22 protein-coding genes are annotated in these 24,382 nt (G+C 58.5%); 14 read left to right on the top strand and 8 right to left on the bottom strand.

Translation table 11 applies throughout. From position 1 onward, the window contains the following. Positions 1–3 precede the first annotated feature (3 nt). The 5 genes from ACR0IY_RS06165 (at position 4) to ACR0IY_RS06145 (ending at position 5,810) form a co-directional block, all read left to right on the top strand. Entirely contained in the window at positions 4–1,458 is a 1,455-nt protein-coding gene (locus ACR0IY_RS06165) for an NAD(P)(+) transhydrogenase (Re/Si-specific) subunit beta (RefSeq protein WP_480671337.1), read from the top strand. Between the two features lie 160 nt (positions 1,459–1,618). After that, a complete protein-coding gene (locus tag ACR0IY_RS06160) occupies positions 1,619–1,975 on the top strand; it encodes a VOC family protein (protein ID WP_480671335.1) in 357 nt (118 codons plus the stop codon). A 108-nt stretch (positions 1,976–2,083) separates the two neighbouring features. Beyond that, entirely contained in the window at positions 2,084–3,361 is a 1,278-nt protein-coding gene (locus ACR0IY_RS06155; RefSeq protein WP_480671332.1) for a DUF3422 family protein, read from the top strand. A gap of 69 nt (positions 3,362–3,430) precedes the next feature. Continuing rightward, positions 3,431–4,573 carry an MFS transporter gene (locus tag ACR0IY_RS06150; protein ID WP_480671331.1) on the top strand — a complete coding sequence of 381 codons (1,143 nt, stop codon included), beginning with the start codon at positions 3,431–3,433 and terminating at the stop codon, positions 4,571–4,573. Between the two features lie 73 nt (positions 4,574–4,646). Next, complete coding sequence (locus tag ACR0IY_RS06145) at positions 4,647–5,810, top strand: M20 aminoacylase family protein (RefSeq protein ID WP_480671329.1); 1,164 nt, start codon at positions 4,647–4,649, stop codon at positions 5,808–5,810. Positions 5,811–5,851: 41 nt separating this feature from the next. On the opposite strand, the gene ACR0IY_RS06140 is transcribed toward ACR0IY_RS06145, so the two are convergent. Both ACR0IY_RS06140 and moaA read right to left on the bottom strand, forming a co-directional pair. After that, positions 5,852–7,171 carry a 3-deoxy-D-manno-octulosonic acid transferase gene (locus ACR0IY_RS06140; RefSeq protein ID WP_480671327.1) on the bottom strand — a complete coding sequence of 440 codons (1,320 nt, stop codon included), beginning with the start codon at positions 7,169–7,171 and terminating at the stop codon, positions 5,852–5,854. A 1-nt stretch (position 7,172) separates the two neighbouring features. Further along, positions 7,173–8,180, bottom strand: coding sequence for a GTP 3',8-cyclase MoaA (moaA, locus tag ACR0IY_RS06135; RefSeq protein ID WP_480671325.1), 1,008 nt, complete (start codon positions 8,178–8,180; stop codon positions 7,173–7,175). Positions 8,181–8,270: 90 nt separating this feature from the next. On the opposite strand from moaA, the gene ACR0IY_RS06130 reads away from it, so the two are divergent. Continuing rightward, complete coding sequence (locus ACR0IY_RS06130) at positions 8,271–8,687, top strand: hypothetical protein (protein WP_480671323.1); 417 nt, start codon at positions 8,271–8,273, stop codon at positions 8,685–8,687. On the opposite strand, the gene ACR0IY_RS06125 is transcribed toward ACR0IY_RS06130, so the two are convergent. From ACR0IY_RS06125 to glmU, 4 genes are read right to left on the bottom strand one after another with little or no spacing between them, the layout of a single operon-like run. Next, positions 8,675–9,361: a DNA alkylation repair protein gene (locus ACR0IY_RS06125; protein WP_480671322.1), complete on the bottom strand. Its 687-nt coding sequence runs from the start codon at positions 9,359–9,361 to the stop codon at positions 8,675–8,677. The genes ACR0IY_RS06130 and ACR0IY_RS06125 overlap by 13 nt on opposite strands. Before the next feature lie 6 nt (positions 9,362–9,367). Next, positions 9,368–9,910, bottom strand: a complete 543-nt coding sequence (locus ACR0IY_RS06120; protein WP_480671320.1) for a pyridoxamine 5'-phosphate oxidase family protein — start codon at positions 9,908–9,910, stop codon at positions 9,368–9,370. Positions 9,911–9,913: 3 nt separating this feature from the next. After that, positions 9,914–11,734, bottom strand: coding sequence for a glutamine--fructose-6-phosphate transaminase (isomerizing) (glmS, locus tag ACR0IY_RS06115; RefSeq protein WP_480671318.1), 1,821 nt, complete (start codon positions 11,732–11,734; stop codon positions 9,914–9,916). A 3-nt stretch (positions 11,735–11,737) separates the two neighbouring features. Next, complete coding sequence (glmU, locus tag ACR0IY_RS06110; RefSeq protein ID WP_480671316.1) at positions 11,738–13,090, bottom strand: bifunctional UDP-N-acetylglucosamine diphosphorylase/glucosamine-1-phosphate N-acetyltransferase GlmU; 1,353 nt, start codon at positions 13,088–13,090, stop codon at positions 11,738–11,740. 134 nt (positions 13,091–13,224) lie between these two features. On the opposite strand from glmU, the gene ACR0IY_RS06105 reads away from it, so the two are divergent. Both ACR0IY_RS06105 and ACR0IY_RS06100 read left to right on the top strand, forming a co-directional pair. Then, positions 13,225–13,896, top strand: coding sequence for an HAD-IA family hydrolase (locus ACR0IY_RS06105; RefSeq protein WP_480671314.1), 672 nt, complete (start codon positions 13,225–13,227; stop codon positions 13,894–13,896). A gap of 39 nt (positions 13,897–13,935) precedes the next feature. After that, entirely contained in the window at positions 13,936–15,126 is a 1,191-nt protein-coding gene (locus ACR0IY_RS06100; protein WP_480671312.1) for a DegT/DnrJ/EryC1/StrS family aminotransferase, read from the top strand. Here ACR0IY_RS06100 and ACR0IY_RS06095 read toward each other — a convergent pair whose 3' ends face one another. Continuing rightward, positions 15,127–16,197, bottom strand: coding sequence for a Hint domain-containing protein (locus ACR0IY_RS06095; RefSeq protein WP_480671310.1), 1,071 nt, complete (start codon positions 16,195–16,197; stop codon positions 15,127–15,129). It abuts the gene before it with no gap. Positions 16,198–16,371: 174 nt separating this feature from the next. On the opposite strand from ACR0IY_RS06095, the gene ACR0IY_RS06090 reads away from it, so the two are divergent. Then, positions 16,372–17,535, top strand: coding sequence for an isovaleryl-CoA dehydrogenase (locus tag ACR0IY_RS06090; RefSeq protein WP_480671308.1), 1,164 nt, complete (start codon positions 16,372–16,374; stop codon positions 17,533–17,535). Between the two features lie 40 nt (positions 17,536–17,575). On the opposite strand, the gene ACR0IY_RS06085 is transcribed toward ACR0IY_RS06090, so the two are convergent. Beyond that, positions 17,576–18,178, bottom strand: a complete 603-nt coding sequence (locus ACR0IY_RS06085) for an OmpW/AlkL family protein (RefSeq protein ID WP_480671306.1) — start codon at positions 18,176–18,178, stop codon at positions 17,576–17,578. A 136-nt stretch (positions 18,179–18,314) separates the two neighbouring features. Between ACR0IY_RS06085 and ACR0IY_RS06080 the strand changes: the two genes are divergently transcribed. Genes ACR0IY_RS06080 through ACR0IY_RS06060 form a run of 5 tightly spaced genes read left to right on the top strand, consistent with a single transcriptional unit; the run spans position 18,315 to position 24,342 of the window. Next, entirely contained in the window at positions 18,315–19,841 is a 1,527-nt protein-coding gene (locus ACR0IY_RS06080; protein ID WP_480671304.1) for an AMP-binding protein, read from the top strand. Next, complete coding sequence (locus ACR0IY_RS06075) at positions 19,838–20,314, top strand: hypothetical protein (RefSeq protein WP_480671302.1); 477 nt, start codon at positions 19,838–19,840, stop codon at positions 20,312–20,314. Before ACR0IY_RS06080 ends, ACR0IY_RS06075 begins: the two co-directional genes overlap by 4 nt. Then, complete coding sequence (locus ACR0IY_RS06070) at positions 20,311–21,915, top strand: carboxyl transferase domain-containing protein (protein WP_480671300.1); 1,605 nt, start codon at positions 20,311–20,313, stop codon at positions 21,913–21,915. Before ACR0IY_RS06075 ends, ACR0IY_RS06070 begins: the two co-directional genes overlap by 4 nt. A 2-nt stretch (positions 21,916–21,917) precedes the next feature. Then, a complete protein-coding gene (locus tag ACR0IY_RS06065; RefSeq protein WP_480671298.1) occupies positions 21,918–22,421 on the top strand; it encodes an O-acetyl-ADP-ribose deacetylase in 504 nt (167 codons plus the stop codon). Further along, positions 22,414–24,342 (top strand): acetyl/propionyl/methylcrotonyl-CoA carboxylase subunit alpha, encoded by a 1,929-nt coding sequence (locus ACR0IY_RS06060; protein WP_480671297.1) that lies wholly within the window; start codon positions 22,414–22,416, stop codon positions 24,340–24,342. Before ACR0IY_RS06065 ends, ACR0IY_RS06060 begins: the two co-directional genes overlap by 8 nt. Positions 24,343–24,382 lie beyond the last annotated feature (40 nt).

Here is a 24,382-nt window from a genome sequence, read left to right as displayed (position 1 = left end):
CACATGGAATTTGGCTTCACTACTGCCGCCTACGTCGTTGCGGCTGTTCTGTTCATCCTTTCACTCGGCGGTCTGTCGAACCAGGAAAGCGCCAAGCGCGCAGTCTGGTATGGCATCGTCGGTATGGCGCTGGCGGTCTTTGCCACGCTGGTCGGCCCCGGTTCCGGCCTGTGGCTGTTGTCGCTGCTGCTGATCGCGGGTGGCGGTCTGATCGGTCAATATGTGGCGCAGCGCGTCCAAATGACCGAGATGCCGCAGCTTGTGGCCGCGATGCACTCCTTGGTTGGTCTGGCGGCGGTGTTCGTTGGCTTCAACGCGCATTTTGAGATTGGCAACGTGGCGCAGGTCATGGCCATCGCGGATAGCGCGAAAGAAGCGGACCTGTCCAATCTGGGCGCGTTCGCCAAGCTGATTGCCAAAAAGACTTCGGCTGAGCTGGCAATCCTGCATGTCGAGTTGTTCCTGGGTATCTTCATCGGTGCGATCACATTTACCGGTTCGGTTGTGGCTTATGGAAAACTGGCAGGCAAAGTGACCTCGGCGGCGACCAAACTGCCCGGCGGTCATGCGCTGAACGCGGCAGCGGCCGGTTTGTCGCTGATCTGTCTGGTCTGGTACACCGCTTCGGGTGGCTTGCTGCCGCTGATCTTGATGACGCTGGCGGCGCTGTTCATCGGATATCACCTGATCATGGGTATCGGTGGTGCCGACATGCCGGTGGTTGTGTCGATGCTGAACAGCTACTCGGGTTGGGCGGCCGCGGCGATCGGTTTCTCACTGGGCAACGACCTGCTGATCGTAGTTGGTGCGCTGGTGGGCTCGTCTGGTGCGATCCTGTCCTACATCATGTGTAAGGCGATGAACCGTCACTTTGTCAGCGTGATCCTGGGTGGTTTTGGTGGCACTTCCGGCCCTCAGATGGAAGTCGAGGGCGAACAGATCGCTATTGAAGCCGATGGTGTGGCGGCTGCGTTGAACGACGCCGACAGCGTTATCATCATCCCCGGCTATGGCATGGCTGTGGCGCAGGCGCAGCAGTCGGTCAGCGAACTGGTCCGCAAGCTGCGCGCCAAGGGCAAGAATGTGCGCTTTGCGATCCACCCGGTCGCGGGCCGCTTGCCTGGCCACATGAACGTCCTGCTGGCCGAGGCGAAGGTGCCGTATGACATCGTTCTGGAAATGGACGAGATCAACGACGATTTCCCGGACACGGACGTCGCCATCGTCATCGGCTCGAACGACATCGTGAACCCTGCAGCACAGGAAGACCCCAACAGCCCCATCGCGGGGATGCCGGTTCTGGAATGCTGGACGGCCAAGCAGGTGTTCGTCTCGAAACGTGGTCAGGGCACCGGGTATTCGGGCATCGAAAACCCGCTGTTCTTCAAAGAGAACACGCGCATGTTCTATGGCGATGCGAAAGAGTCACTCGACAAACTCCTGCCCATGATCGACTGATCACAGGCTTAAGGAAAAATGAAAAGGGCGCCAGCGGGCGCCCTTTTCTTGTTTTGATGCAGGGGGGCTTTGCCCCCAGACCCCCCGGGATATTTAAGGCCAGATGAGGCGGGCGGGTGTGGTAGGGTGTGCCAAGGTGCACGACCGGGGGAGGGTTGTAATGCAGAAAGTGAACGGCATTGGCGGTGTGTTCTTTCGCGCCCGCGACCCTGAGGCGCTGAGCGCATGGTACGAGTCGCATTTGGGTGTAAACCAACTCAACCCGCTGCCCTGGAAGCAGCGCGAAGGGTACACGGTGTTTGCGCCTTTCCCAGAGGATACTGGTTATTTCGGGCGTGACGCGCAGCAATGGATGATCAATTTCCGCGTCGATGATCTGGCAGCCTTGATCGCGCAGCTTAAGGCCGCTGGGATTACAGTTGAAACCCGCGCCGAGTGGGACAGTGAAGTGGGAAAGTTCGCTCGCATTCACGACCCCGAGGGAAATCCCATCGAACTCTGGGAACCAAATCAATGAGATAGCCCGGGTTGTATACCTTTGTATCCATGTAAGTATATGAAATAAAAAGAGAATTGATGTATTTGAGCGGTGGCGTATAGTGCTGCGAATTAAACGGAGCACGAAATGACGCCGATTGATGACCATCCGCTGCGCTATGCGCTGGCCAACGAACTGCATGCGCGGCCGTTCCCGGTGGCATCGACGCCGTGCACAGTGATCTTTCTGGCCATTAAAAAGCCGGAGGCTGCCGCTGCGCGAGATCGTGGTGAGGATATTGCACACCTAATCAAACTGCTGGACCGCCACGGTGCGCAGCACCCGCAGCCTGATGCGACCCACTATGCAGGCCAGATCGGCCGACATTGGTTGAAATGGGAGCAGCACACAGAATTCGTGACCTATACTGCGATCACTCAGAATGTCAGCGACCGCCCGTTCAATCCGGCTGACTTCGAAGTTTTCCCACCCGACTGGCTGATGGCCAGCCCCGGCCAAAGGGTGACTTCGGTGATGATCCGGGTCGTCGATCGTCTGGAAGATGACATGGTTAAGGTTTCTCTGGCCGACTGGTTTGAACCGGAAAGCTTGGCTGTTGCCCGTGTGCTGGACGACGACGCGATCTGCGCCAGTGATTTCCGGATCGATCCGGCTGGGCATATGCGGTTTGCGTTGTTCGCAACAATAGGGTCCGAGCAGCGACGGACTGGGCGGATCATCCAGCGCCTGTGTGAGATCGAAACCTACAAGGCGATGTCCATGCTGGGCTTTGCCCGTGTGAAACAGCTGATGCCGCGCATTGGTGAGTTGGACGAAAAACTGACCCGGTTGATGGGGCAAATGACGGACAATTCTGCGCAGCCCGATGAGTTGTTGGAAGACCTTCTGTCGACTTCCATCGAGCTTGAAACCCTTTCCGCTCAGTGTTCATTCCGGTTTGGAGCAACCGGCGCCTACGAGGCCATCGTCAATCAGCGGATTGAAGTGTTGCGCGAAGAGCGGTTTCACGGTGGCCAGAACTTTGCCGACTTTATGATGCGCCGTTACGATCCTGCGATACGTACCGTGAAAGCCACGGAACGTCGTCTTCAGGCGCTGTCTGATCGGGCTATTCGGGCCGGAGAGTTGCTGAGAACGCGCGTCGATGTTGAACGTAGCGCGCAGAACCAGGCTCTGCTGGAAAGCATGGACCGACGTGCCGACTTGGCCCTGCGATTGCAACATACGGTCGAAGGGCTTTCTGTTGTTGCCATCAGTTATTATGCGGTCTCGTTGGTCAGCTACCTTCTGTATCCGTTGACCAAGGCCGGGATCAGCAAGGGGATGCTGACTGCTGTGATTACAATTCCGGTCGTGGTCGCAGTTTGGCAAGCGGTTCGGCAAATTCGCAAACGGTTGGAATGATCGGCATTTGCCTAACAACCCTGAGCCTGTAGAACAGGTGCGTTTGACGCTTTTCGCGAAGGGTTTCTTGTGATCGGACTTATGGCCGCGTGGCGGGCCGTCGCCGCCATGTTCATTCTGAACGGTGCGCTTTTTGGCATCTGGGCATCCCGCATCCCTGCTGTGCGCGATCATCTGGAGCTGTCGCATGAAGCTCTGGGTTACGGCTTGTTGTTCATGGCCGCAGGGGCTGTGTGCTCCTTTCCGGTGACGGGGCGCCTGACGGACCGGTTTGGTGCCGTGGTTCTGACACGGGTCATCGCCGTTTTGTATACTCTGTCGTTGGTCCTGCTGGCCGTTGCTGGCGGGTTCTGGATGCTGGCGGCATTCCTGTTCATCTTTGGGGCTTTCCACGGCTCAATGGACGTTGCCATGAATGCCTGGGCGGCTGAGGTCGAGCAGGCTTATGACAAACCGGTCATGTCTTCATTTCACGCAATGTGGAGCCTCGGAGCCGGATTGGGAGCACTCAGTGGATACGGGGCTGTGCAGATAGGTTTGTCGGTAATGCAACATTTCCTGCTGGCTGGTGGGATTGTTGTGGGGTTGGCTCTTTCCTTGTCGTGGGTGCGGTGGACCTCGCGCAGGGCAATTGCTCAACGTGGCGCGATCTTTGCTTTACCGTCTGGCGCGCTGGTTTTGGTTGGCTTTGCCGCTTTGTGCGGCGCACTGGGGGAAGGCGCCGTGGCAGACTGGAGTGCGATTTATCTGCGCGACGCAACCGGAGCTACCGAAAGCATCGCAGCGCTGGGATATGCGGTTTTCTCGGTGACAATGGTGGCATTCCGCCTGTTGGGTGGATTTGTTATCGCGCGCTTTGGACCTGTTGCAACGGCACGTTTTGGCGGTATCTTTGCGGCTTTGGGTGTAGCAATTGTTGTCGGCTCTGCCGGGTCTGGGCTGGCGTTGTCAGGATTTGCCCTGATGGGGGTCGGTTACGCTGTGATCATGCCGCTGGCATTCAGCCGGGCGGCCAATGATCCGCAAGTGCCGCCGGGCCAGGCCATCGCCAGCGTGGCGACCCTGGGGTACGGTGGGTTGCTGATTGGCCCGCCACTTATTGGGATTCTGGCCGAGATGCTTACATTACAATTGGCGTTCCTGGCTTTGCTGCCATTGGCCGTTCTGATTGCTTTGCTTTCCGGCGCGCTACGTCCCGCCGATGCGGACTGAAAATAACCGCCAGATCAGGCGGCTGGGTACCAGAGGTGATTCTCTGGCCTGGACAACGAGATGGGAGAAGACCATGCCGATCAAAAACCGTTTCGCCGAGTTGCAGGGCGAAATCACCGAATGGCGCCGTGACATTCACGAGAACCCCGAGATTCTGTTCGATACGCACCGCACCAGTGCGCTGGTCGCCGAGAAATTGAAGGAATTTGGTTGCGATGAAGTCGTGACAGGGGTCGGTCGTACAGGGGTCGTCGGCGTGATCAAAGGCAAGGTCGATACAGGTGGCAAGGTGATCGGATTGCGGGCCGATATGGACGCTTTGCCGATCCACGAGGCGACGGGGTTGGACTATGCCTCCAAAACCGACGGCGCAATGCATGCTTGCGGCCATGATGGACACACAGCAATGTTGCTAGGGGCTGCGAAATATCTGGCCGAAACACGCAATTTCGACGGTACGGCCATCGTGATTTTTCAGCCGGCCGAAGAAGGCGGTGGCGGTGGGCGCGAAATGTGCGAAGACGGAATGATGGAGCGTTGGGGCATTCAGGAAGTTTACGGAATGCACAACTGGCCGGGGCGTCCGGTGGGCAGTTTCGCCATCCGCCCCGGTGCGTTCTTCGCAGCCACAGATCAGTTCGACATCACATTCGAAGGCAAGGGAGGGCATGCAGCCAAACCGCATGAAACGGTGGATACCACCGTAATGGCGGCTCAGGCGGTTTTGGCCCTGCAGACCATTGCCGCGCGCAATGCGGATCCGGTCGATCAGGTTGTGATCTCGGTCACGTCATTTGAAACGTCCTCTACGGCCTTTAACGTGATCCCGCAGACGGTAAGGCTCAGGGGTACAGTGCGTACGATGAGCAAGGGTATGCGGGAAATGGCAGAGAGGCGCGTCAAAGAAATTTGCAGTGGCGTTGCCGCGACCTTCGGCGGTTCCGCTGATATCAACTATTACTTGGGGTACCCGGTGATGGTGAACAGCGACGAGCAGACGGATTTTGCAGCGGACGTAGCTCGGTCCGTTGCGGGGAATTGCGATGAAGCGCCCTTGATCATGGGGGGCGAGGATTTTGCCTTTATGCTGGAAGAGCGTCCGGGGGCCTATATTCTGGTAGGCAACGGCGATACGGCGGCGGTGCACCATCCTGAGTACAATTTCAACGACGAAGCCATTCCTGCCGGGTGCAGCTGGTGGGCAGAGATTGTCGAGCAACGGATGCCGGCTGCTTGACGGAAAGGGCGGGGGATTTGCCCCCGCACTCCCGGAGTATTTTAGCCAGATGAAGCTGAATCCTGGTCTTTCAGATTAAGCTGGGCGCAAAGTGTTTCGACGATGTTGCCCAGAGCTGTTTTTTGTGTGTTGACACAGGACCTTGCAGCCTCTCGCGCTGTGTTCAGAGCATCCCGGTCCGTCAACCATTTGGCGACTGCTTCAGTGAGGTCAGGGGCCGATGATACCTCGGTCGCGCCACCTGTTTCGATCAGTGGGGCAAAGGTTTCGGCGAAGTTGAAGTAGCCCGGGCCAGTGATGACGGCCGCGCCGGCTTGCGCGGGTTCGAACGGATTGTGACCGCCGATTTCCTTCAATGAGCCAGCCAGAAAAACAATCGGGCACAGAGCGTACCAAGTGCCAGTCTCACCCAGTGTGTCGGCCATGTAGACTTGCGTATCAGGAATAATTTTTTCGCCGGCTGAGCGGATAGCTACGGTTAGCCCGGCCTGCGCCACAAGCGCTGCAACCTCGGTGCGGCGTTCGGGGTGGCGGGGGATCAGCAACAGAAGCAAGTCTGGCCAGCGTTTGAGTAATTCGGCGTGGGCCGACAGAACTGTTTCCTCTTCACCTGCATGGGTGGAGCTGGCGATCCAGACCGGGCGGTCGCCGACTTGCGCCTGAATGTCAGAGAGCGTCGCCTGATCGACGGGCAATGGGTCCGACATGGCCTTGAGGTTCGTGCCAGGTTGAACCCGGTCGGCACGAGCCCCCATATCGATCAAGTTCTGGGCGGTTTTGTCGTTCTGCGTCAGGAATAGTTGGAAATGGTCCAGGATGAAACGCGCCGTGTGGGGGCGTTTTTTCCAGCCATCTACAGATTTGGCTGACAGCCGTGCGTTGAGTAGCGCCAGGGGAATGTCGCGAGAGCCGCTTTCGACGATCAGTTGCGGCCATAATTCGCTTTCGACGAAAATTCCGGCGTCAGGCCGCCAGTGTTCCAGAAAGCGGCGAACCGCTCCGGTGGTATCCAGCGGCGGATACTGGTGACGCGCACGGGGCGGCATGCGTTTTTCGATCAGTGCGGCCGAAGTGGGCGTTCCTGAAGTGATGAGAAATTCCGCATCCGGCAGGCGTTCACCCAGCCGTTTGATCAGGCTGATAACCGAGAGGGTTTCGCCGACGCTGGCTGCGTGAAACCAGATCAAGCGGCCTTCTGGGCGGGGCAAACTGGCGTGGCCCAGACGCTCTTGCTGCCGGGCTTCGGGGACGTCCGCGGCTTGCAGCTTTTTACGTACCGTGCGCCAAACAAGCGGCGAGGCAAGCGTCATCAGACCGCAATACAAACGATACAGTAACGTCGGACCGGATTGGTTCGGCATGTCAGCCGCCCGTATGGCTCATGTGACGGCTCATTTTGCCGTCCACCGCCTGACGGGAATAGTCGAAATCGTGGCCCTTGGGTTTGAGGTTGATCGCAGCTCGGATTGCATCCTCAAGCGGTTGCTCGGTATCCGGGTGATCGCGCAGCGCACCACGCAGGTCGGCCATGTCCTCCTGACCAAGACACATGAACATCTCACCGGTGCAGGTCAGGCGCACGCGGTTGCAGCTTTCGCAGAAATTATGGGAAAGCGGGGTGATAAACCCGATTTTCTGGCCAGTTTCTTCAAGACGCACATAGCGCGCGGGGCCACCGGTACGTTCGGCAAGATCCGTAACCGAATAATGGTTTTCGTATTCCTTGCGCACGTCTTTGAGGGACCAGTACTGATCAAGCCGATCTTCGTTGCCAATATCACCCATGGGCATGACCTCAATCCAGGTCAAATCCATGTCGCGTTCCGCGCACCATTCGGTAATCGTGGGCAGTTCAGCTTCGTTAAAGCCTTTCAGCGCCACGGTGTTGATTTTGATCCGCAGCCCGGCCCTTTGCGCAGCGTCGATGCCGTTTAGCACCTGTTTCAGTCGGCCCCAGCGGGTGATCTGGCTGAATTTGTCGTCATCCAGCGTGTCTAGGGACACATTCACCCGGCGCACGCCCGCCGCATACAGGTCATCGGCAAAGCGATGCAATTGCGAGCCGTTCGTGGTCAGCGTCAGCTCTTTCAGCGCGCCGCTGTCCAAATGCCGTGTCATTGCGTTGAAGAAGGTCATGATGTTGCGGCGCACCAGCGGCTCGCCACCGGTAATGCGCAGCTTTTCAACACCCAACTTCACAAAGGTCGAACACATGCGGTCCAGCTCTTCCAGCGTCAGAAGGTCTTTTTTTGGCAGAAACTTCATGTCCTCGGACATGCAGTAGACACAGCGGAAATCGCACCGGTCCGTGACAGAGACGCGGAGATAGGTGATGGCACGTGCAAACGGATCGATAAGCGGAGCAGTCATGCGACATAGGTAAAGCTGCAGCCGCCCCGCGACAAGGGCGAACTGCGCTTTGTTCTGGTGCAGATAGGCGCAGGATTGTAGGTTTGCGGTATGAGATATGTGATTGTTGCATTGTTTGTTTTTACGGCAGGTTGCGAGACCATTCGGTCAACAACCGATCGCGTGTTCGGTGATGACCCGGCACCTGACGAAGCAGAGCCTCCTACCGTGGAAGAATCAGTCGAGCCGGAACCTGTCCCCGTTGCGGCGACAGGTTGGACTGGGGCAAAGACAACCATTGCCGGGTTGGGGGATCCGACAACACCGGGCCGCTGGCTGGAAACTCCGCTGGTCGATACCGAGTTTACGGGCCGGGTCGTCGTGCCGCGCACCGGGGCGCAGGCCTATATCACTCTGGTTCCTGCTTCGGGGCCTGAAAGCGGTGGCAGTCGCCTGTCACTAGACGCAATGCGGGCGCTTTTACTACCGTTTGACGAGTTGGTTGAGCTTGAGGTCTATTCCAACTGATTTTTCAGATACTTCCCGGCCTCACGGCGGGCAAAGGGCTTCATCGCGTCGCCATGTGCCTTCAGAAATGCAATCACGCGGGCCGGGTCGTGTTTGGACAGCTCGCGCAACCACCATGCGATGGCTTTTTGGATGAACCAGTCTCGGTCAGGCACATAGCCTGCTGCCCAGCCGAGGATGCGATCCCGGCGGGCTAGATCATCCGGTTTGGGGTGGTTCTGCTTGGTCCAGGGCAGGGTGGCCACAAGCGCCGCGCGCCGGGTCCACATGTGGTCTGAGGTTGTCCAGTTCTCGACATGGTTTAGCCGTACCGGATCGGCAGAAAGGCGTTTCTGCATCGCCATGCAGGCATGATCGGCAACGGCCCAGGCATCAAAATCCGGTAACCAGCTTTGCAGCAGATCCCAAACCGCGTCATCGGGCCGGATGCGTGCTTGGGTCAGCAGCTTGGCTGCGGCAAGGCGGCCTTCGTGGATATTTGATTTCCAAAGAGAATCCGCCAGGTCCACTCGTGCTGAAACGTCCAGTTCTTGCCGCCATGCCTTCGTTAGGTGGTTCAGAACGGGGTTCGCGACACCCAGATAGGGGCGGTCGGCCTTGTGATAGGCCGCCATCTGTTCGGCGCGCTCGGGGTCGGCATGAGCCTTGATCTGTTCCAGATAAGTGTCCGGCATGGATGTTCAGTTTGTGGTCCGCGTAGGTTTACCGTCGATCGTCTGTTGGTTCTTTTCCACCCAATAGGCGCGAATATCGTCGTCAGACTTGCCATCGACCCATTTCTGCATCGTATCCCGGTCGGACTGGTACTCCATGAACGGAACCGCATAACCGCACGAGGTCTGGACCAGATCGATAACCAGATCGTAAATCTGCCGAGCACTGCGGTGATCAGGAAACAACTCGGCCAGTTCATCCCAGCCGTCATCCCCCACATGCAGCGTTTTCGCAGTTCCGTAGGTTCGCAAGATCATCGGCCGCGTGGTGAAGGAACACCACATCAGCGTCATGCGGTTAACCTCCAGCAGATGACCTGCGGTTTCGTTGCCAGTGCCGGTCAGGTTCATCCAAACAACCCGGTTCGGCCCCAATACACGCAACGAATCCATCCCCTTGGGCGAGATATTCACCCGCCCGTCAGGTCCCGCAGTGCCGACGAAAAAGATGTGCTGGTCTTCGACAAACTTACGCTGTGCATCGTCCAGTTCCGGGAATTGCTTGGCCATGTCTCACTCCACCGTGACTGATTTCGCCAGATTTCGCGGCTGATCCACATCCGTGCCCTTGGCCACCGCCGTGTGGTAGGCCAGCAGTTGCGCGGGAACTGAATACAGGATCGGTGCAAGATTGGGATGGATATAGGGCATTCGGATAGTGCTCCAGACACCGTCCTCGGCCTCGGCGATGCCATCGTCATCCGAAACCAAAATGACTTTCCCCTTGCGCGCCATTACCTCTTGCATGTTCGAAACCGTCTTGTCGAACACCGCATCGCGCGGGGCCATCACGACTACCGGCATGTGCTTGTCGATCAGGGCGATGGGGCCGTGTTTCAGCTCTCCTGAGGCATAGCCTTCGGCGTGTATGTAGCTGATTTCCTTGAGTTTTAGCGCGCCTTCCATCGCCAGCGGGTACATCAGGCTGCGGCCCAGGAACAGCACGTCACGTGCTTCGGCCAGGCGCTGGGCGGATTTGCGGATGGCCCGGTTCTGATCCAGTGCCGTATTCAGCACCGAGGGCAACCCGCGCAGGGCTGCGGCGTGATCCGCTATTTCCTCTTCGCTCATCGTGCCCCGGTCCGCCGCCGCTTTGAGCGCCAGCATCAACAGAACGCTAAGCTGACAGGTGAACGCCTTGGTCGAGGCCACTCCAATCTCGACCCCAGCGTGGATTGGCAGCACAATATCGCTTTCCCGCGCGATCGAGCTTTCGGGGACGTTGACGACCGAGACGATCTTGTCCGCTTTCCCCTCGCAATAGCGAAGCGCCGCAAGCGTGTCCGCGGTTTCGCCGGACTGGCTGACAAACAATGCCGCGGTCCGGTTGGGGATCGGCGGTTCGCGATAACGGAATTCACTGGCGATATCGACCTCGACGGGTAGTTTGGCCAGCTGTTCGAACCAGTATTTCGCAGTCAGGCAGGCGTAGAAGGCCGTACCGCAGGCGACCATGGTCAGACGGTCCAGTTTGGTGAAATCCAGATCACCGGGCAAAACGACGTCGTCACCGCCGGTGGGCAGGTAGGATCGGATCGCCTCGGCAACCACTATGGGTTGTTCGGCAATTTCCTTGGCCATGAAATGCTTGTGCCCACCTTTGTCGGCCCGCGCCTGATCCAGTTTGATCGTGCGGGTTTCGCGGTTGGCCAGCTCACCGGCTTCGTTGCGGATTTCCAGCGAGGTGCGAGTCAAAACAGCCCGGTCGCCTTCTTCCAAATAGGTGATGCGGTTCGTCAGCGGGGCAAGCGCAATTGCGTCAGAGCCCACGAACATCTCGCTATCCCCATGCCCGATAGCCAGCGGCGAGCCCTTACGTGCCGCCACAATCAAGTCATCCTGACCATCGAACAGGAAAGCCAGCGCAAAGGCACCTTCGAGCCGGTCAATGGTTTTGAAGGCGGATTCTACCGGGGAAAGACCGGTGTTCAGGTAGTGCTCGGCCATCAGAGCCACGGTTTCAGTATCGGTTTCGGTCGTGAAATCGACGCCGTGTTCGGCCAGCTCGGCCCGCAGTTCACGGTAGTTTTCGACAATACCGTTATGCACAACCGCCACAGGTCCGGCCCGGTGGGGGTGCGCGTTTGTGACCGTGGGCGCGCCATGGGTGGCCCAGCGCGTGTGGCCAATGCCCGATTTGCCGGGCAGCGGATCGTGAACCAGCAAATCGCTGAGGTTGACCAGTTTGCCCACCGCGCGCCGCCGTCCCAGCGCGCCATTGTTGACTGTGGCGATGCCCGCACTGTCATATCCCCGATATTCCAGCCGTTTCAGGGCTTCGACCAGAATTGGGGCCGCTTCGTGCTGTCCCAGAACACCTACAATTCCACACATGGATCAGGCTCCTTTGTCGCGGCGAGCCTTCTTCGCCTTCAACATATCAAAAAGTTTGCGCGCATAACCCGGTTTGTTGTCTTGTTTGGCCCGGGCCACAGCCAGCGCATCGGGTTCGACGTCACGCGTTACCACGGTGCCAGTCGCGGTCATTGCTCCGTCACCCAGAGAAACCGGTGCCACCAGCATAGTGTTCGATCCGACAAAAACATTGTCACCGATTTTCGTGCGATGCTTCATTACGCCATCGTAGTTACAGGTGATCGTGCCGGCACCGATGTTTGAGGCCGCACCAACCGTCGCGTCACCGATATAGCTGAGGTGATTGACCTTGGCCCCTTCGGCGATCTCGGCATTCTTGATTTCGACAAAATTGCCGATCCGCGTGTTTTCTGCCAGCTCAGCTCCGGGGCGCAGGCGGGCATAGGGTCCGACAACCGCCCCACGGCTGACATGACATCCTTCCAGATGCGAAAACGCACGGATTGTCGCGCCGCTTTCGACGGTGACGCCTGGGCCGAAAACCACATTGGGCTCGATAACCGTATCACGGCCGATGATTGTATCAGCTGCCAGATATACGGTTTCAGGGGCCATCAGTGTGACGCCCAGATCAAGCAACTCAGCACGAGCATTGGCCTGAAACACCGCATCGGCCGCAGCCAGATCCGCACGAGAGTTGACGCCCAGAGTTTGCGCCTCATCACAGGCGACAGCGGTCACCCGCAGGCCGCGATCGCGGGCGATTTCCACGACATCGGTCAGGTAGAACTCACCAGACGCGTTGTCGTTACCAACCGCGTCGATCAGGCTAAATAGCGTCTCTGAATCACACGCCAAAAGTCCAGAGTTGCAAAAGCTTATAGCACGTTCTTCATCCTTTGCGTCTTTGAACTCGACGATCCGCTCCAGCGTGTCGCCATTCATCACAAGCCGCCCGTAACGCGCGGGGTCAGCGGCTTCAAAGCCCAGAATGACCATATCGTTTTTGGCCCGCGCGGCAATCATGCGCTCCAGCGTGTCGGATTGCAGAAACGGGGTATCGCCATACAGAACGACTACGTCGCCTGTGAACTTGTCCAGCGCTTGCCGGGCCTGCGCGACAGCGTGTGCGGTACCCAGCTGTTCCGCCTGCACAGCGATCTGTGCCGCGTCGTCTTCGGCAGAGGCGACCTTGGCCACGGCTTCCGCACCGTGGCCTGTAACAATCACAGTGCGCTCGGGCGACAGCGCAGCTCCGGCGCGCATGGCGTGCACCAGCATCGGAACCTGGGCGATGGGATGTAGGACTTTGGGGATATCCGAATGCATCCTGGTGCCTTTTCCGGCGGCAAGGATGACAAGGGCAATGCTCATGAAAACGATTTCTCTTTGTGTTTTGTTGCCGTCCGTTTTATCCGCTGAGGTCAAAGGCGCAAGCGGTTCAGGCATCAAACTAGATTGCCGTTTGCAATAACTTGTGGCGGGAACCTGCCGAGCGAGGAGGCAAAATGCGCACGGTCATCTTTGATCTGGACGGAACTCTGGCCGATACGTCGGGCGATCTACTGGCGGCGGCCAACCACTGTTTTCGCCAGATGGGGCACGGGGATGTGCTTGTTCACGAGCAGGATGCCGCGGTCGCATTGCGCGGTGGGCGCATGATGCTGACTCATGGGCTCAAACGGGTTGGGGCCTATGACGAGGACACCGTTCACGCTTATTACCCAACTCTTCTCGAAGCCTACTCGCAGGACATTGATACCCACACGCGGTTCTACCCCGGTGCGCTGGAGGCCGTCGAAGGGTTGAGGACCGCCGGTTACGGCGTGGGAATCTGCACCAACAAACCCGAGGCTCTGGCCCATCAGTTGCTGACACAGATGGGGGTGCGGGACCAGTTTGCCTCGCTGGTCGGGGCTGACACCTTGCCGGTTCGCAAACCTGACCCGGAACCGCTGCGCGAGGCGGCGCGTCGTGCGGGTGGGCACCCGGACCTTTGTGTGCTGATCGGAGATTCAGACACCGACCGCAATACGGCGCGTGCGGCAGGGGTGCCATCGGTTTTGGTCACCTTCGGCCCCTCGGGGGAAGACATGGCTGCGCTGGAACCCGAAGCCCTGCTGCACCATTTCGATGATCTTCTCGATGTTGTGGCCGGATTGATCGGAGCCACAGTATAAAATCTTGACCCCAGGCATTTGTGAATTCAGAACAAACCCATGACCGAGACATTTACTGGCAGTTTTACCCAGCAGGAACCCATCCCGGAAGAGGCGATCGACGCGGCAATGGCCGTTTTGCGCCATGGGCGATTGCACCGTTACAACGTCGCCCCCGGAGAGTTGGGGGAAACCGCATTGCTCGAGCAGGAGTTCGCGGCTCAGATGAGGGCAAAGTACTGTCTGGCCGTTTCGTCCGGCGGGTATGCGCTGGCGACCGCATTGCGGGCGGTGGGCGTACAGCCGGGCGATCCGGTGCTGACCAATGCATTCACGCTGGCGCCGGTGCCGGGGGCGATTGCTTCGGTCGGGGCAAAGCCGGTGTTTGTGGGAGTGACCAAAGACCTGACAATTGATCTGGATGATCTGGAAACGAAACTGGATCAGGCAGGGGTTTTGATGCTCAGCCATATGCGCGGGCATCTGTGTGACATGGATCGGCTGATGCAGATGTGTGATGCCGCTGGTGTGACTGTGATCGAGGATTGTGCACACACAATGGGGGCAGCGTGGCGCGGTCAGTTATCGGGGCGGCAAGGGGCCATCGGCTGTTATTCCTGCCAGACCTATAAACACGTCAATTCCGGCGAGGGCGGTCTGCTGATCACCGATGACGAAGAACTTGCGGCCAAGGCTACAATGCTGTCGGGGTCGTATATGCTGTATGAACGCCATCTTGCCGCGCCTGGGCCGGAGGTGTTCGAGAAGATCAAATACACAACCCCGAATGTCTCAGGTCGAATGGACAACCTGCGTGCGGCCATTCTGCGCCCGCAGTTGCGTGATCTGGATCATCAGGTGCAGCGCTGGAACGAGCGTTACGACGCGATCGAGGCTGGCCTGCGTGACACGCCGGGTCTGACCATTGTCGAGCGCCCCGAACAGGAAACCTATGTCGGGTCATCCATTCAGTTTCTACTGTTGGACTGGTCGCCCGAGCGTATCGCCGAAGTGATCCGCCGCTGCGCCGCGCGCGGGGTTGAAATCAAGTGGTTCGGTGGGGCCGAGCCGACCGGGTTTACCTCGCGCTATGACAGCTGGCGCTACGCCGACAGTGTACCGTTGCCTAGCAGTGACCGTATCCTTGCCGGGATCATGGACATGCGCGTGCCGCTAACCTTTTCGTTGGAAGATTGCCACCTGATTGCCCGTATCATCCGGTGTGAGGTCGGCGCAGTCTATCAATCCTGATCAGGAATACTGGGGTTCCAGCAAGGGTTTGCGGTTCTTGCGCAGCCGTTCAATCAGTCGTTTCTGTTTCCGGCTTTCGGGGATGGTAGAGGACGGTCGGGCTATGCTTTCGGTCGCGAGATCGGGAAAGATCAAGCGGATTTCGGCTTGGGCCTTCGGCGAGACCGATGCAAGCGAGGTGTCGGTCAGTAACAGGCTTTCGCTCGGCGCTCCGTTCGCAAAGACGATCTCGTGCGTGTCGAACAGAAGGTGATAATACACCACCTCATTGGCCGTCAGATCGACCTCAATCCCCGGAAGTTCGGTCAGTTTGATAGCTGATACCAGTACATCGGGTGTGCCAAACATGCGCAGCGCCACAGCGGAGGAGATTTGCATCCGATGCTGGCGTGAGACGGACAAGTCCTGTTGGGGTAGGCCGCTCCCCATAGCGCCTTTTGAGATTCGGACTGGGCGCAGTTTCGGTCGAATTGCCAAATCGGTCGCAGACACGTGCCGCTGCCCAATCCAGCGAACAGGTTTCAGGCCCGAACGGGTCAGAATGCGATCACCTGTTCGCAGCGCCTCGACCGGTCGCTCCCCGAATTCCGTTTCGATCAGCGTGCCTTTGCAGAAACAGACCATGAGAGAGATATTGTCGACAATCGCCCCAAGGCTGTTGTCTGGCCCCAGCTCGGTGAACCGCAGTGTGTAATCGCCCGCCGCAGGAAAATCGACCTGCATCGTAACTGTGGTGAAACTGTTTTGCGTCGGCAGAACCGTCATGGACGCAATCACGGCACCGTTGTCATCCAGCACTTCGACGGTGAACCCCTCTTGCCCGGCCTGTCCGTTCGACGCCGTCCGCAGCGCGGTATCAAGGCTCAACTCCCCCGTATGGGGATCGTCAAGTGTGAAGGTTTGCTCCATTACAGTGGTCTGGCCGGAATGGCCATCCATCTCGGCTACGCGATTGGACGAGCCATTACCCAGATAGGCATTTTCGCTGTAATTGGTCTCGAGATCCGTGCCGCTCCAGTTGGCATTGCCGTTGTCGAATGTACCATTGAGAATGACATTTGTAGGGGGCATAAAAAACTCCACAAAGTGAAAGCTGTTTTATTGTCAAGCAGTTGGGTGTGCATTTGATTAACGATTGCGGCTTTTTCAAGTCGCATTGCAACAAATGCATTTCTGTCCGCGCTTGACCCTTTGGCCGGGGCATGGCAGATTATTTGAACAACCGTTCATTAATGGGAGGTGCGGATGTTCACGGCCACTATGCAATTCGATCTGGGTGAGGATGTGAACGCCCTGCGCGAGATGGTTCACCGTTGGGCTCAGGATCGGGTCAAGCCGATAGCCGCCGATGTCGATAGTTCGAACGCATTTCCCAACGAGCTGTGGAAAGAGATGGGTGATCTGGGCATGCTCGGCATCACGGTGCCCGAGGAATTTGGCGGGGCAGGTATGTCCTATCTTGCCCACACGGTCGCGGTAGAGGAGGTCGCGCGGGCTTCAGCCTCGGTGTCTCTGTCCTACGGGGCGCATTCCAACCTTTGCGTTAACCAGATCAAGCTGAACGGGACCGATGAACAAAAGGCGAAATACCTGCCGCGTCTGGTGTCGGGTGAACACATCGGTGCGCTAGCGATGTCTGAGGCATCGGCAGGTTCTGACGTGGTGTCGATGAAGCTGCGGGCACAGAAGCGCAACGATCACTACCGGCTGAACGGAACCAAGTATTGGATCACCAACGGCCCGGATGCCGACACTCTGGTCGTCTACGCCAAGACCGATCCGGAAGCTGGATCAAAGGGGATTACCGCCTTTTTGGTCGAGAAAGAGATGACGGGTTTTTCGACCTCACCTCATTTCGACAAATTGGGGATGCGCGGGTCGAATACGGCTGAACTGATATTCGAAGATGTCGAAGTGCCGTTCGAAAACGTTTTGGGCGAAGAAGGCAAAGGCGTCGCCGTTCTGATGTCGGGTCTAGACTACGAACGGGTGGTTCTGGCCGGAATCGGTACAGGCATAATGGCGGCCTGTCTGGATGAGATCATGCCCTACCTGGCCGAGCGCAAACAGTTCGGCAAACCCATTGGCAGCTTTCAACTGATGCAGGGCAAGATAGCGGATATGTATACCGCGATGAACTCCGCGCGGGCCTATGTCTATGAGGTCGCCAAGGCGTGTGATCGGGGTGACGTGACCCGTCAGGATGCTGCTGCCTGCTGTCTGTACGCATCCGAGGCAGCGATGACGCAGGCGCATCAGGCAGTGCAGGCAATGGGCGGAGCCGGGTTCCTTGCAGACTCAGCGGTCAGCCGCATTTTCCGTGATGCCAAACTGATGGAGATCGGTGCGGGTACCAGCGAAATCCGCCGGATGCTTATTGGTCGGGAACTGATGAGTGAAATGCTCTGAAAAATCGCCCCGCCATCATAAGGCGGGGCGTCTTGAGGGATCAGAAGCGATGGACGTAGGAAACGCCGATCAGCCACGGATCGATCTCGGCTTTGCCGATGTCGGCTCCGTCCAGCGTGACGTCCGAGTCGATGTCGAACCAGCGCACGTTCAGACGCACGGCCCCATTATCGGAGACCATGTAGTCCAGACCAGCCTGCAGCGAGACGCCGAACGAGTCGTCGATATCAATGTCACCCAGCGGCGATTTCTCATCGTAGAAGATGGTGTAGTTCAGACCGGCACCCACGTAGGGTTTCCACGCGCTGTTGGTCGGGATGTGATAGTTCAGCGACAATGTGGGCGGCAATTGCTTGGTGCTTGCGGCGTCAACACCACCCAGCGCGATGTCGTGGCTGAACGGGGTTGCGGCCAGCAGTTCGATGCCCAGATTGTCACGGACGAAATACTCGACTGTAAAGATCGCCTGGGTGTCGGAATCCACCGTTGCGTCCGCGCCAGCCAGAGTTCCGTTGTCGGATTTCGGGTCCAGATAACCGACACCGATACCCACGGTCCAGTCACCCTGCGTTTGCGCAACTGCGGGTGCGGCCAGTGCAGCCAGAGCGGTCGTAAAGGTCAAAGCGGCGAGTGTCTTGTTCATTGGTTTGCCTTTGGTTTGGTTGATGCCCCTGAATTGGCAGGGGCGCGGGGGGCAAACTCTGATCTGTATCAAATTCGTGTCAGTTCTCGGGGGTGGAGGGCGCGTGAAAGCGTTAGGAAAATAAGGGGAAGTCAACGTGGTAGACGCTAGGCGCATACCGGGTTTGCACCCGTTGGGCGGCTGGGAAGTGCCAGAGCGGCTGAACATGGCCGCGCAGTGCCTGAAGCATCCGGTTGACCAAACGGCTTTGATCGACCTGACTGGATCATCTGTGCGTCACGTCACCTATGGGCAACTGGCGCAGAAGGTTGATGGGATAGCCCGCGCGCTGTCGCGCTCTGTGCAGCGTGGTGATCGGGTCGGGGTGTTGCTGGGCCAATCTCCTTGGTGCGCGGCGGCGCATCTGGCGATCTGGAAGATTGGTGCCGTTTCGGTGCCGCTTTTCAAACTGTTCAAGCGGGACGCGCTGCGCTCGCGGGTTGGGGATTCCGGGGTGCAGGTGGTTCTGACCGACCCCGAGGGGGCCGACCTTCTGGGCGATCTCGCGTCGCCCCTGTTGGCGGCTGAGGTCGGCATCGATGGTGACCCTGTATCTTATGCGGACACAGGGCCCGAGGATCCGGTTGTATTGATCTACACGTCGGGCACCACTGGCAGCCCAAAAGGCGCATTGCACGGGCATCGTGTGTTAACGGGCCATCTGCCAGGGGTCTCGATCAGCCACAACTATCTGCGCGAGGGGGACTGCCTGTGGACGCCCGCCGACTGGGCCTGGATCGGGGGGCTGTTTGACGTGCTGATGCCTGGTTTGGCGCTGGGCATTCCGGTCGTTGCAGCACGATTGCAAAAATTCACGCCTGAGGCCTGCGCCGATGTTATCGTGCAGGGTGGCGTGCGGAACGTGTTTTTCCCGCCGACCGCCTTGCGGATGCTCAAGGCGGCAGATCAGAAAATCCCTGGTCTTCGTTCGGTTGCTTCTGGCGGTGAGCCTCTGGGGGCCGAGATGTTGGCGTGGGGGCAGCAGGCATTTGGCCTGACGATCAACGAGTTCTACGGCCAGACCGAGTGCAACATGATTGTATCCTCTTGCGCTGAAGATTTTCCAGTGCGTCCGGGATGCATCGGCAAACCGGTGCCGGGGCATGAGGTTGCGGTGATTGACGAAAACGGCCAGCCGACTGACGAAGAGGGCGATGTTGCCATCCGGCGCGGTTCAGCCTCGATGTTGCTGGAATACTGGAACCGGCCAGAGGCAACGGCTGAGAAGTTCCGGGACGACTGGCTGATCACTGGCGACCGTGGTGTGTGGGAGGGTGACTATCTGCGATTTGTCGGCCGCGAGGATGACGTAATCACCTCGGCCGGCTACCGCATCGGCCCCGCCGAGATCGAGGATTGCCTGTTAACCCACCCTGCAGTGGCGACGGTGGGTGTGGTAGGCAAACCCGACCCGCTGCGAACCGAGATCGTCAAGGCCTATGTGGTGCTGAAACCCGGCGCTGAAGCTGCTGAGCAAGAGTTGCAAGAGTGGGTCAAGGACCGTCTGGCGCAGTATTCCTACCCGCGCGAGGTGGCGTTTCTGGAGGAACTGCCGATGACAGTGACGGGGAAGGTGATCCGCAAGGAATTGAAGATGCGTGCGGCGGGGGAGTCCAGTGAATGAAGCGCTTGGTGTTTGTCCTTTCTCTAATCTTGGCAGAAGTTTGCGCGGCGCAGGTAGAAAATTCGGATAATTCGATTGGTGTATTGGAATGGTTTGACGGTTGCGCGCTCTTAACCCAGCCAAACAATGGTATGATCATGGATACCAACTGTATCAGTATCGCTGTCGACTATTGCACAATAGGCCGCTTGGCCGAAGAACGAGTGCAATGTCTTGTAGAACTCTCTGAGCATGTCGATGCACTTTCGACTGAAATCAAAACCACTGTGCCCCAGAGTATCGGAGAGGCGGGTAGAGCGGCACGTAGCTACGAGCGAAAGTACCTCCAATTGGTCGAAGGAGTTTTTGATGTATGCGATGCATCCCCTCGCACAGAAATTCCTCCAGATACATGGTGTAAAATGTACTTGAACGCAGGAGATTGGGTGGAATGGCGACACCTGCAAAGGCTTGCACAGGGGGAAGCTCAATGAAACTCACATCCAAGGCCATGCCCGCCTCTGAGGGCTTCAAGGCCAACCGTACTGCTCATCTTGAAGCGTTGGAGCAAATCTCTGTCGCCGCCGAAGCAGCCCGCATGGGCGGCGGCGAGAAGTCTCGCGCGCGGCATGAATCCCGGGGCAAGATGTTGCCTCGGCGACGGGTGGCTAACTTGCTGGACCCTGGGTCTCCGTTCCTCGAAATCGGCGCGACGGCGGCGCATGGGATGTATGGAGACGCCGCGCCCTGTGCAGGGGTCATCGCAGGTATTGGCCGGGTGCAGGGGCGCGAGGTCATGGTGGTATGCAACGACGCTACCGTGAAGGGCGGCACCTATTACCCGATGTCGGTCAAAAAACACCTCCGCGCGCAGGAGATTGCCGAAGAAAACCATTTGCCCTGCATCTATCTGGTCGATAGCGGCGGAGCCAATTTGCCCAATCAGGACGAGGTTTTCCCCGACCGCGATCACTTTGGCCGCATCTTCTACAATCAGGCGCGGATGAGCGCGAAGGGCATCGCTCAAATCGCAGTGGTGATGGGGTCGTGCACCGCAGGCGGGGCCTATGTGCCCGCGATGTCGGATGTGACCATTATTGTGCGCGATCAGGGTACGATTTTTCTGGCCGGGCCGCCTCTGGTCAAAGCCGCGACAGGTGAGGTTGTAAGTGCTGAGGATCTGGGCGGCGGCGACGTCCACACCCGCCTGTCCGGCGTGGCCGACTATCTGGCTGAGGATGACGCCCACGCGCTGGCGCTGGCGCGCCGGGCGGTTGGATCGCTGAACCTGCGCAAACCGCAGACAGTGGATTGGGCCAGCCCCGAAGACCCGACTTACGATCCCGAAGAAATACTGGGCGTCGTCCCCGCCGACCTGCGTACGCCTTACGATATCCGAGAAGTGATTGCGCGGCTGGTCGATGGCTCGCGCTTCGACGAATTCAAACCGCGCTTTGGGGAAACACTGGTGACCGGGTTCGCGCATCTCAAAGGCTGTCCGATCGGGATCATCGCCAACAATGGGGTGCTGTTTTCGGACGCCGCCCAGAAAGGCGCGCATTTCGTTGAGTTGTGTTCGCAGCGTCGCATTCCGCTGGTTTTTCTGCAGAACATCACCGGTTTCATGGTCGGTCGCAAATACGAGAATGAGGGCATCGCGCGGCACGGGGCCAAGATGGTAACGGCGGTGGCCACGACGAATGTACCGAAGATCACCATGCTGGTTGGGGGGTCCTTCGGAGCCGGAAACTACGGAATGGCCGGTCGCGCCTACCAGCCGCGATTTCTGTGGACCTGGCCGAACTCACGCATTTCGGTGATGGGCGGAGAGCAGGCGGCGGGCGTTCTGGCCACTGTCAAACGCGACGGGATCGAGCGGCAAGGCGGTACTTGGTCGGCCGAGGAGGAAGCTGATTTCAAGCGCCCGACGCTTGAGATGTTCGAGGAACAATCCCACCCGCTCTATGCCTCGGCGCGTCTTTGGGATGACGGCATCATCGACCCTCGTAAAAGCCGCGATGTGTTGGCCCTATCGCTGAGCGCAGCACTGAACGCGCCCATAGAAGAAACACGTTTCGGCGTGTTCAGGATGTGATCATGGGATTTGAGATCGTTAAATCCGACATTACCCAATTGCAGGTGGATGCCATTGTTAATGCAGCAAACCGCTCGTTGCTGGGCGGTGGGGGAGTGGATGGCGCAATTCACCGCGCCGCAGGTCCAAAATTGCTTGAGGAATGTCGCGGGCTCGGAGGATGCGAAACCGGAGCTGCTAAGGTCTCTAACGCCTATAACCTTCCTTCGCGTATAGTGATCCATACGGTTGGTCCTATTTGGCGAAATGGTGAAGCAAACGAAGCTGAGCTGTTGCAGCGCTGTTATGCGAATTGTCTGCGTTTGGCGGAGGAACATAGCTGCCAGAGTATTGCCTTCCCCGCGATTTCAACCGGGGCGTATGGTTTCCCACATGATCAAGCCGCTGAAATTGCGGTGGCTTCAGTTGCCAAAAGCTCTCTTGAGGTGATGCTTGTGGCTCTTGATGCGCGTACAGAACGGCATCTTAACAACGCGATCCGAAAATGGAGCCGGGACAATGTTTAACAAAATCCTGATCGCAAACCGGGGCGAGATCGCCTGCCGGGTGATGGAAACCGCTCAGAAAATGGGCGTTTCCTGCGTTGCGGTTTATTCCGATGCGGACGCAACGGCAAAGCATGTGCAGATGGCCGATGAGGCAGTGCATATTGGGGGTGCGGCTCCCGCTGAAAGCTATCTGAAGGGCGATGTGATCATTCAGGCAGCGCTGGACACGGGCGCGCAGGCGATCCATCCGGGCTATGGGTTTTTGTCCGAAAACCCGGATTTCGTGGATGCGGTTGAGACGGCTGGCCTGATCTTCATCGGCCCCTCGGCGGATGCCATCCGTAAGATGGGTCTCAAAGACGCGGCCAAGGTGCTGATGGAACAGGCAGGCGTTCCCGTGGTGCCGGGGTATCACGGCGACAATCAGGACCCTGAGCACTTGGCCGGAGCCGCTGAAGCCATCGGCTATCCGGTTCTGATCAAGGCGGTCGCGGGCGGTGGCGGCAAAGGAATGCGGTTGGTTGAGCGGCCCGAGGATTTCTCATCTTCGCTAGACAGTGCGCGCAGCGAGGCTCGGACTGCCTTTGGCAATGACGCGGTTCTGGTTGAGAAATTCGTGGCCAAACCCCGCCACATCGAAGTGCAGGTCTTTGGGGACGGTACCCACGCGGTGCATTTGTTCGAACGCGACTGTTCTTTGCAACGCCGCCATCAGAAAGTGATCGAAGAAGCCCCGGCCCCCGGCATGACGTCTGAGATGCGCGAGGCGATGGGGCAGGCGGGTGTGCGCGCGGCTGAGGCCATTGGCTACAAGGGCGCAGGCACGGTCGAGTTCATTGTGGATGCCACGGACGGGCTGCGCCCTGACCGGTTCTGGTTTATGGAAATGAACACGCGCCTTCAGGTGGAACACCCGGTGACCGAGGCAATTACTGGCGTCGATCTGGTCGAATGGCAATTGCGTGTCGCGGCGGGCGAGGCTCTGCCGAAAACCCAGGACCAGCTTTCGATCAACGGTCATGCGTTTGAGGCCCGCCTTTACGCTGAGGACGTTCCTAAAGGGTTCCTGCCTGCAACAGGCACTCTGACCCATCTGCAATTCCCGTCCAGTTGTCGGGCCGACAGTGGCGTGAGGGCCGGCGATACGATCAGCCCCTGGTATGACCCAATGATCGCCAAGATTATTGTTCATGGTCCAAACCGAGCTGTTGCTTTGGAGCAGTTGCATCGCGCCCTGCAAAACACCGAAGTCGCTGGCACCGTTACCAATCTTGCGTTTTTAGGCGCGCTCACCAGACATGGGGGCTTCGTCAATGGCGATGTAGATACCGGGCAAATCGGGAGAAATCTGGATGCGCTGACACATGAGGGGCCGGTCTCGGCCGCGGTTTGTGTGGCTGCCGCGATGTCAGCCCTTGGTCTAGTCGAAACCGGCGACGTCACTGGGTTTTCCCTTTGGGCTCCTCTGCATCGGGCGGTTCAGTTGCAGGCCGGGGACGTCATTGATCTGGATGTTCAGGTGCAAGGCCCGGAACGCCAGATTTGGCAGGTCGGGCGGGAAACCATCCTCGCCGAGCGTTTGGCCGGAGGGTGGTCTATAGGCGGTGCCGCCATGCCGCGTGTCGTCGTGGCAGATAACCGGATTACCGTGTTCGAGAATTACGGGCAGGCGTTTGACATGATTGATCCGCTGGATCGCGATGCCAGCGCCACCGGCGATACCAATATCATAGAGGCGCCGATGCCCGGTCTGGTCAAGGCGGTCTTTGCGCAGGTCGGGCAGGCGGTGCAGGAAGGTGACCGGTTGGCAGTGCTCGAAGCGATGAAGATGGAGCATTCCCTGTTGGCCGCGCGTGACGGGGTGGTGGCCGAAGTACTGACGGATGAGGGTGCTCAGGTCGAGGCAGGCGCTGCACTGGTTCGGTTGGAAGAGGTGTAACCTGTTCGTGCGACGCATTGCGTGGCACAGTCAGATCATC

It is taken from the genome of Ruegeria sp. BC1 (genome assembly GCF_056539305.1).
Note: the sequence above shows the minus strand (reverse complement) of the source record. Positions and strands in the feature narration are given on the sequence as shown.

Coding starts and splice junctions, on each gene's coding strand:
- ACR0IY_RS06165 (WP_480671337.1), top strand. CDS start 4: ATGGAATTTGGCTTCACTACTGCCGCCTACGTCGTTGCGGCTGTTCTG.
- ACR0IY_RS06160 (WP_480671335.1), top strand. CDS start 1,619: ATGCAGAAAGTGAACGGCATTGGCGGTGTGTTCTTTCGCGCCCGCGAC.
- ACR0IY_RS06155 (WP_480671332.1), top strand. CDS start 2,084: ATGACGCCGATTGATGACCATCCGCTGCGCTATGCGCTGGCCAACGAA.
- ACR0IY_RS06145 (WP_480671329.1), top strand. CDS start 4,647: ATGCCGATCAAAAACCGTTTCGCCGAGTTGCAGGGCGAAATCACCGAA.
- ACR0IY_RS06140 (WP_480671327.1), bottom strand. CDS start 7,171: ATGCCGAACCAATCCGGTCCGACGTTACTGTATCGTTTGTATTGCGGT.
- moaA (WP_480671325.1), bottom strand. CDS start 8,180: ATGACTGCTCCGCTTATCGATCCGTTTGCACGTGCCATCACCTATCTC.
- ACR0IY_RS06130 (WP_480671323.1), top strand. CDS start 8,271: ATGAGATATGTGATTGTTGCATTGTTTGTTTTTACGGCAGGTTGCGAG.
- ACR0IY_RS06125 (WP_480671322.1), bottom strand. CDS start 9,361: ATGCCGGACACTTATCTGGAACAGATCAAGGCTCATGCCGACCCCGAG.
- ACR0IY_RS06120 (WP_480671320.1), bottom strand. CDS start 9,910: ATGGCCAAGCAATTCCCGGAACTGGACGATGCACAGCGTAAGTTTGTC.
- glmS (WP_480671318.1), bottom strand. CDS start 11,734: ATGTGTGGAATTGTAGGTGTTCTGGGACAGCACGAAGCGGCCCCAATT.
- glmU (WP_480671316.1), bottom strand. CDS start 13,090: ATGAGCATTGCCCTTGTCATCCTTGCCGCCGGAAAAGGCACCAGGATG.
- ACR0IY_RS06105 (WP_480671314.1), top strand. CDS start 13,225: ATGCGCACGGTCATCTTTGATCTGGACGGAACTCTGGCCGATACGTCG.
- ACR0IY_RS06100 (WP_480671312.1), top strand. CDS start 13,936: ATGACCGAGACATTTACTGGCAGTTTTACCCAGCAGGAACCCATCCCG.
- ACR0IY_RS06095 (WP_480671310.1), bottom strand. CDS start 16,197: ATGCCCCCTACAAATGTCATTCTCAATGGTACATTCGACAACGGCAAT.
- ACR0IY_RS06090 (WP_480671308.1), top strand. CDS start 16,372: ATGTTCACGGCCACTATGCAATTCGATCTGGGTGAGGATGTGAACGCC.
- ACR0IY_RS06085 (WP_480671306.1), bottom strand. CDS start 18,178: ATGAACAAGACACTCGCCGCTTTGACCTTTACGACCGCTCTGGCTGCA.
- ACR0IY_RS06075 (WP_480671302.1), top strand. CDS start 19,838: ATGAAGCGCTTGGTGTTTGTCCTTTCTCTAATCTTGGCAGAAGTTTGC.
- ACR0IY_RS06070 (WP_480671300.1), top strand. CDS start 20,311: ATGAAACTCACATCCAAGGCCATGCCCGCCTCTGAGGGCTTCAAGGCC.
- ACR0IY_RS06065 (WP_480671298.1), top strand. CDS start 21,918: ATGGGATTTGAGATCGTTAAATCCGACATTACCCAATTGCAGGTGGAT.
- ACR0IY_RS06060 (WP_480671297.1), top strand. CDS start 22,414: ATGTTTAACAAAATCCTGATCGCAAACCGGGGCGAGATCGCCTGCCGG.